Origin of the sequence: Brevundimonas sp., from assembly GCF_035626975.1 — a bacterium.
GTDB lineage: Bacteria > Pseudomonadota > Alphaproteobacteria > Caulobacterales > Caulobacteraceae > Brevundimonas.
Map to the genome: position 1 here is coordinate 83,952 of NZ_DASPMQ010000054.1, position 6,109 is coordinate 90,060.

7 protein-coding genes are annotated in these 6,109 nt (G+C 69.4%); 6 read left to right on the plus strand and 1 reads right to left on the minus strand.

Annotated features, from left to right (window positions below):
• The first annotated feature begins 54 nt into the window (after nucleotides 1–54).
• The 6 genes from VEB62_RS13875 to VEB62_RS13900 all read left to right on the plus strand — a co-directional run bounded on the left by VEB62_RS13875 (nucleotide 55) and on the right by VEB62_RS13900 (nucleotide 4,047).
• Entirely contained in the window at nucleotides 55–870 is an 816-nt protein-coding gene (locus VEB62_RS13875; protein ID WP_324800839.1) for a DUF2461 domain-containing protein, read from the plus strand.
• A 357-nt stretch (nucleotides 871–1,227) separates the two neighbouring features.
• A complete protein-coding gene (locus VEB62_RS13880; protein WP_324800843.1) occupies nucleotides 1,228–1,800 on the plus strand; it encodes a hypothetical protein in 573 nt (190 codons plus the stop codon).
• A gap of 173 nt (nucleotides 1,801–1,973) precedes the next feature.
• A complete protein-coding gene (locus tag VEB62_RS13885) occupies nucleotides 1,974–2,210 on the plus strand; it encodes a hypothetical protein (RefSeq protein WP_324800845.1) in 237 nt (78 codons plus the stop codon).
• A 46-nt stretch (nucleotides 2,211–2,256) separates the two neighbouring features.
• Complete coding sequence (locus tag VEB62_RS13890) at nucleotides 2,257–2,670, plus strand: DUF6766 family protein (protein ID WP_324800847.1); 414 nt, start codon at nucleotides 2,257–2,259, stop codon at nucleotides 2,668–2,670.
• A 98-nt stretch (nucleotides 2,671–2,768) separates the two neighbouring features.
• Nucleotides 2,769–3,869 (plus strand): 4-hydroxyphenylpyruvate dioxygenase, encoded by a 1,101-nt coding sequence (gene hppD, locus VEB62_RS13895; protein ID WP_324800849.1) that lies wholly within the window; start codon nucleotides 2,769–2,771, stop codon nucleotides 3,867–3,869.
• Nucleotides 3,862–4,047, plus strand: a complete 186-nt coding sequence (locus VEB62_RS13900; RefSeq protein ID WP_324800852.1) for a hypothetical protein — start codon at nucleotides 3,862–3,864, stop codon at nucleotides 4,045–4,047. Before hppD ends, VEB62_RS13900 begins: the two co-directional genes overlap by 8 nt.
• Here the strand turns inward: VEB62_RS13900 and VEB62_RS13905 are convergent.
• Nucleotides 4,041–6,109: error-prone DNA polymerase (locus VEB62_RS13905; RefSeq protein ID WP_324800855.1), on the minus strand; the 2,069-nt coding region annotated here is incomplete at its 5' end. The two genes, VEB62_RS13900 and VEB62_RS13905, sit on opposite strands and share 7 nt — an antisense overlap.

Genomic DNA, 6,109 nt, shown 5'->3' on the forward strand with positions numbered 1-6,109 from the left:
GAGCGGCTCCGCCGCCCACCTTCTCCCTCAAGGGGAGAAGGCATAGATGGAACCATGACCTTCCCCGGTTTCGCCCCCGCCGACCTCGCCTTCCTCTCCAGCCTCGCCGCGCGCAACGAGCGCGACTGGTTCACCGCCCACCGCGCCGTCTACGACGAGCGGCTCAAGCCCGCCCTCGCCGCCCTGATCGCGGACACCACCGCCGCCTGCGCCGCCCGCGGCCTGCCGCTGGCCGGCGATCCGGCCAAAAGCCAGTTCCGCATCCACCGCGACGTGCGCTTCTCGAAGGACAAGAGCCCCTACAAGACCCACATCTCCGCCGTGCTGACCCGCGGCGGCGGCCGGATGTCGCCCGGCATGGCCTATATCCACATCGAGCCCGAGGGCGGCTCTCGGGTGACGGAGGCCAGTTTCGACTACGACTCCATCGACCCGCTCGATCCCTCGACCCACCCCGGCGCCCGGCTGGCCGACGCCACGCCGGTGGAACGGGCCGACATCCGCGACCTCGAGAACGCCCACGGCCGCGGCCCCTTCGTCTCGGCCGGCTTCTATCTCTACGACCGCAAGAACAGCGAGCGCGTCCGCCGCGCCATCGCCGCCGACCCCGACGCCTGGCTCGCCGTTGAAGAGGCCCTGACCTCACGGGGCCTGCGCCTCGCCCCCGGCATGGCCGTCAAACGCATGCCCAAGGGCTACGAAGCCCACGCCGGCGCCCCCCTCGAGCCGGCCCTGAAACGCCTGCAGTGGTACGCCCGCCGCCCCCTGACCGGCGCCGAAATCGCCGCGCCGGAGCTCCCCGAAACTCTCGCCGGCTTCGTCGAGGACATCCGCCCGCTGCTGCATTTCGGCTGGAGCGCGCTGGACTGAGGAGGGGGAGCTAACGCGTTTCACCTCCCCATTCGCGTCAGGCGAATGGGGAGGACAGACCGCGCAAGCGGTCAGGAGGGGGCGGCGCAGGTGGCGAGGAGGTTGGCGCGAACCTGCATCGGCCGGCGCCGCCCCCTCCTGGTCGCTGCTTCGCATCGACCTGTCCTCCCCATCGGCCTTCGCCGATGGAGAGGTGAGGCGTGACGCTGTGCTGACAATCCGCGAATCTATAGTCGAGTTCAGCAAAAAATCCTTCGCCCGTTCAGCCACATGGCCTTTTCTCGACCCGATCTTCCCGCCGCAGGGCCGGCCCGGCGCAGACTTGTCCCCTTCGCACCACGGACAGGACGCCGCCCCATGACCCGGACCCCCGCCATCACCCGCCCCCCCGTTCGCCCCAAGGCTCGCTCCGGCTCCCGGTTCGCGCCCGATGACGTCTGGGCGGCGGTGCGGCGGGACTATCTGGGCGGGCTGTCGGCGGTCGAATGCTGCATCCGCCACGGCGTGCGCATGGGCACGCTGCGCCACCGGGCCGCGCGCCACGGCTGGCGGCGCGTCGACCTGCCGTGGGTTCCGCCCGCCCGGCTGGATGCGCAGGACGAGGGGGTCGAGCTGGAGGAGCGGTCCGGGGGCGATCTCGACCGGATCGAGATGCGCGAACTGTCCTTCGTCGCCCACCGCCGGATGATGCGCGCGGCCCTGCGCGGCGACGCCGCCGAGGCCCTGCGCTGGCGCCGCGTGCGTCTGGCCATGGACCAGGAAGAGGAGGAGGTGCAGCGCTTCGTGTGCCGCGAGGACTATCTGCTGGCGCGGCGCGAGGCCCCGGATCCCGGCCCCCCGGCCGGCGCCGCCGGATCAGACGGTTCAGACTGTTCAGACGATTCAGACCCTGTTTTTCGTCCGGCCGCGACGGTCTCGCCCCGCCCGTGACCTTGCCCGGCGCCTCGCCGCGCTGAACCGGGGGAGGTCGCGCTCTCCCTCCCCTTCGGTCCCGGAACACGAACCCTCACAAACGCGTGCGTGCCCGCCGTTATGTCGGAAATCCAGCAGACAGCATCTTCCAGCCCGGTCCTGGATGCCCGCATAAGGAGGGTTCCGGGGCCATGCGGATCTATCAGTTCCACTTCTTCGACCGGCGCGGCCGCCGTCCCGCGCTCGATTTCGCCGACTGCCGCCACGACGGCGAGGCGGCGCGCGTCGCCTTCGGCCAGTTGCAGCAGCACGACACCTGCGAGGGCGTGGAGGTGTTCGAGGACGACCGACTCGTCATGCGGCTGGAACGCGGCGCCGCCCCGCCCCTCGAGGCCCAGGCGGCCATCCACGGCGCCGACGGAGCCTGACGCCCCCCCGGGCGTTGCAAAACGCCACCAAGGGAGGAACGCCGTCATGCTGAAAAAATACGCCTACGCCTGGATCACCCTGGGCTTCTTCACCGTCTCGATCCTGCTGCACTGGATCTTCGGCTGGTTCGCCTTCGTCGACGAGGCGCGCGAGCACGGCCAGGCCGCCGAGCTGTCGCCGTATCTGGTCGAGATGGGCCGCGACACCTTCGAGAACTGGCAGTCCGAGTTCCTCCAGCTGCTCTGGCAAGTCGTCGGCCTGGCCTATTTCCTCTACGTCGGCTCGCCCTCCTCCAAGGAGAACGACGACCGGGTCGAGGCCAAGATCGACGCCATCCTGCAGTTCGTCGGCAAGGAGAAGGGCAGGAAGCTGATCGAGGAGATCGACGACAGCCACCTGCGCCACCACGGCCACGCCCGCGTCCACGCCGCCCAGGGCACGGTCGAGGGGGGCGAATAGCGGTCCTGTGACCGGCGCCAACCTTGGCTTCGTCGTCCCCGACCACTAGGTTCCGCCGCAACGACGGCGAACGCCGACAGTCCTTCAGGAGACGCCCCATGACCGACGCGACCCAGACCCCCGCCGCCCGGCTGGACAAGGAGAACCCGCTCGGCGTGGATGGCTTCGAATTCGTCGAGTTCACCGGTCCCGAGCCCGAGGCCATGGCCGCCCGGCTCGAGCTGATGGGCTTCACCCGCACCCATGTGAACCCGGCCACCGGCGTGGTCCGCCTGAAGCAGGGCGACATCACCATGCTGGTCAACCAGTCGCCGAAGGGCCAGGCGGCGGAGTTCGCCCGCGAGCACGGCCCCTCGGCCAACGGCATGGCCTTCCGCGTCGCCGACGCGAAGGCGGCCTTCGACGGCGCCGTGGCCCGCGGCGCCCGCCCCGCTGAGAATGCCGATGGCGGCGCGCTGGGGAACGGCTATCCGTACATCCTGCAGGGCATCGGCGGCTCGCTGCTCTACCTGGTCGACCAGTATGGCGAGCAGGGCTCCCTCTACGACGGCTGGGACGAGATCGAGGGCTGGGAGGAGGCCGAGCGCAAGAACTCCGTCGGCCTGTTCATGCTCGACCACCTGACCCACAACGTGCGCCGCGGCCAGATGCGCACCTGGTCGGGCTTCTACGGCGACGTCTTCGCCTTCGAGGAGCAGAAGTATTTCGACATCAAGGGCAAGGCGACCGGCCTGTTCTCCCAGGCCATGATCGCCCCCGACCGCGCCATCCGCATTCCGCTCAACGAAAGCCAGGACGAGAACAGCCAGATCGAGGAGTTCCTGCGCCGCTACAACGGCGAGGGCATCCAGCACATCGCCTTGGCCACCGACGACATCTTCGAGACCGTCGAGGAGCTGAAGCGTCGCGGCATCCCCTTCCAGGACACCATCGAGACCTATTTCGAGCTGATCGACAAACGCCTGCCCAACCACGGCGAGGACGTGGAGCGGATGCGCAAGAACCGCATCCTGATCGACGGCTCGGATGAAGAGGGCCTGCTGCTGCAGATCTTCACCCAGGACACCTTCGGCCCGATCTTCTTCGAGATCATCCAGCGCAAGGGCAACCAGGCCTTCGGCGAGGGCAATTTCCAGGCCCTGTTCGACTCCATCGAGCTGGACCAGATCCGGCGCGGCGTCATCCAGGTGGATGCGTAGGCCCCCGGCGTGGCTGCCGTACCTCGGTCCGCCGCTTGCGGCCGGGGTCGGGGCGGCGGTCGGTCGCTATGGCCTGGGCGGCGACTTCTGGACCGTGCTGGTCGCGGCCCTGATCGGCGGCTTCGCACCGATCCTCGCCTACCGGCTATGGGTGTGGCGGCGCCACCGCGGTCAGTGAAAGTCGCGTGACCCCGGCAGGACCCTCACGTCCCGCGGGTGCCGTCCCCGGACCGGCTCATGGGCCGAGCCCGGCGCCCGGTCGGGGGTCAGCTGGCCCAGCATCGGCGTCCAGTCGACCAGCTCCTCGACGACCAGATGGGTCACCCCCTCGGCGCTCTGCACCCGCCCTTTCGCCACCACCATCCGCGCGCCCATCGCCGTCGGCCGGAACCGCTCGAACACCGTCTCCCACAGCACCAGATTGGCGATGCCGGTCTCGTCCTCGATGGTCATGAAACAGACGCCCCTGGCCGTCCCGGGACGCTGCCGCACCAGCACCACCCCGCCGACCTGGACCCGCCGGCCGTCCGGCAGACCGTCATAGGCCTTCGCCGTCATCACGCCCGCCTGAGCCAGCCGCTCTCTCAGGAAGGCCACTGGATGCCCCTTCAACGACAGCCGGATGGTCTGGTAGTCGCCGACCACCTCTTCCGACGCCGAAAGCCGGGGGAGGGCCCCCGGTGGACGGCCGTCCGCCTCGTCCAGTCCCATGGCCTCGAACAGCGGTGCCGACGCCGCCGGCGGCGCGCCCCGGGCCGCCCACAGCCCCTGCCGGCGCGTCAGATCCAGCGAGCCGTAGGCGTCCGCCTCGGCCAACCGGTCGAGCGCCGCCGGCGGCAGCCTGACCCGCACCCGCAGGTCCTCCAGATCGGCGAAGGCGCCGTCTTCCCGAATCTCCATGATCCGCTCCGCCCACTCCTCGCGGAACCCGTCGATTGAACGCATCCCCAGCCGCAGGGCGTGGCGAACCTCCCCTTCGCGAGGCTCCAGCGAGGCGTCCCAGTCGCTGGCGTTGACGTCCGGATGGCGCACCTCGACGCCGTGCTCGCGAGCGTCCCGGACCAGCTGCGCCGGCGCATAGAAGCCCATCGGCTGGCTGTTCAGCAGCGCGGCCGTGAACACCTCCGGATAGTGATGCTTCATCCAGGACGAAATGTAGACCAGCAGGGCGAACGAGCAGGCGTGGCTCTCCGGGAAGCCGTATTCGCCGAACCCCTTGATCTGCTCGAAACAGCTGCGCGCGAAGTCGGGGTCGTAGCCCCGCGTGATCATCCGTCCGACGAACTTCTCCTCGTGCTCATGGATCGTGCCCATGTGCCGGAAGGTCGCCATGGCCCGCCTGAGGTTGTTCGCCTCGGCCGGGGAATACTTCGCCGCCTCCATGGCGATCCGCATGGCCTGTTCCTGGAACAGGGGCACGCCCAGCGTCTTGTGCAGCACCCGCCTCAGCTCGTCCCTGTCGCCGTGCTCGGGCGAGGGATGGGGAAAATCGATCTCGTAGGGCAGCCCCTTCGCCTCCGCCGCGCGCCGTTCCGCCCGGCGCTTCAGATAGGGATGGACCATGCCGCCCTGGATCGGGCCCGGCCGTACGATCGCGACCTCGACCACCAGATCGTAGAAGGTCTCCGGCCTCAGCCGCGGCAGCATGGACATCTGGGCCCGGCTCTCGACCTGGAAGACCCCCACCGAGTCGGCCCGCTGCAGCATTTCATAGACCCGGGGGTCGCCCTGCGGGACCGTGTGCAGCTCGAACCGCTCCCCGTAGCTTTCGGAGATCAGGTCGAAGCCGCGCCTCAGCGCCGTCAGCATGCCCAGCGCGAGCACGTCGACCTTCATCAGTCTGAGGAAATCGATGTCGTCCTTGTCCCATTCGATGAAGGTCCGGTCCGGCATGGCCGCGTTGCCGATCGGCACGATTTCGAGCAGGGGCGTCTGGCTCAGCACATAGCCGCCGACATGCTGGCTCAGATGGCGGGGGAATTTGATCAGTTCCGCCGTCAGCTCCAGCGCCAGCCGCATGCGGGCGTCGTCGCGGCTGAGGCCCGTCCGGTCGACGTGCTCGCCCTTCACCCCGTCGCCCCACGAACCCCAGACGGTGTCGGCCATGCGGGCGGTGACGTCCTCGGTCAGCCCCATGGCCTTGCCCACCTCGCGGATCGCCATGCGCGGGCGGTAATGGATCACCGTGGCGCAGAGGCCGGCGCGCGCGCGCCCGTAGGTCTCGTAGATCCACTGGATGA